The organism is Vibrio sp. 1580, assembly GCF_033340055.1.
In genome coordinates this window covers 1-1,111 of sequence record NZ_JAWOVT010000072.1, presented here as the reverse complement: position 1 = coordinate 1,111, position 1,111 = coordinate 1, and the positions used below count along the sequence as shown (strand labels likewise).

The following is a 1,111-nucleotide window of genomic DNA, read 5'->3' as shown; positions in this document are numbered from 1 at the left end:
GCCCGAAAGGGAAGAGACTTACCCAATCTGAAAGCGACCAAAAAGATACCCAAATCACTCATAAATTTGAGTCGAAATGGGTAGGGGTCGGCGCAGCCGAAAGGGCGGCGTGCGCTAGCTTTCCTAGCATCCTTATCGTTTCTTTGGAGATCCTTTGAGATTAGTCTATTTGTCTCATTTGCATTTTTTTCCCTACTTAACATGGGGGATTCGTTTCTTTCAGGACAAAGAGGGGCGTTACATCGTGATCCCAGAGGGATACACTGTGAAAGGGGGATTGACTCTCAACGATGGCCAGAACGAACTTATCAAACTGGTGGAGAAGTAGAACATGACCGAGTTAGAAACCCTATTATTGAACGAATTCGAGCAATTGCAGACGCAGCACGAAATACAACAAAAGGAATTTGTGAATCTATACAACGATTTAGCGGAGCAGCTCCAGCAGTTGGAAACCCTGATTTGAATCAAGTATCAGTAATCTCTTTTTCAGGGAGTTTGAATCTGGTCACACGCTGCAATTGAGATTGAAGCATGAAAAAAGGCCCCGAAGGGCCTTTTAAAACTGGATTAGATACAGGTTCCACTGCTGCAATCAGGCATATCGGCCCAGAAGAGAACGTTTTCTTCTTTCACAATGCCCAGAGTCATCATGACCTGAACCAGTGGGCTCTTTAATGCTTGTTCACGATCGGTGATCTCTTCGGATGAAGTGAAAACGATGAATTTGATGTTTTCCGCTGGAATAGTGAAATACAAAGAGCTGGCCACACCGGCGATAGTATCAGGCAGCATATCTGTCATCATCAGGACTTCGAAAGAGATGGCTGACGGAATGTTCACCATATTATCAAAACTGCTAATAATGATGTCATTGATAACACCACCGCGAGGATGCCCTTTGAAGAACAGGTCATGCTCCTTACCAATATAGTAAGGGCTGGTTTCGTTGATAGCATTATTGATGATATTAACCTGTTGCTTGGCGTAGAACTCTTTCTCTTCACCACCGGCCCAGGTAGTCGTCCCCGTGAATACAAAGTTAGCCAGTGGACTCTTGTCATATTCTACTTGCAGCCAATTTTGATCAAAACCTACGATTTCAAGGAAC

The 1,111-nt window shown here is 44.2% G+C and carries 2 protein-coding genes; one reads left to right on the top strand and one right to left on the bottom strand.

What is annotated here, in order from left to right:
* Positions 1–331 precede the first annotated feature (331 nt).
* Complete coding sequence (locus R7093_RS28700; protein ID WP_169629211.1) at positions 332–466, top strand: MbeD/MobD family mobilization/exclusion protein; 135 nt, start codon at positions 332–334, stop codon at positions 464–466.
* Positions 467–570: 104 nt separating this feature from the next.
* Here the strand turns inward: R7093_RS28700 and R7093_RS24075 are convergent.
* The coding region (locus tag R7093_RS24075) for a hypothetical protein (RefSeq protein WP_318146867.1) at positions 571–1,111 on the bottom strand (541 nt) is incomplete at its 5' end.

Bases quoted from the DNA above. Each gene is read 5' to 3' on its own strand.
- R7093_RS28700 (WP_169629211.1), top strand. From the start codon at position 332: ATGACCGAGTTAGAAACCCTATTATTGAACGAATTCGAGCAATTGCAG.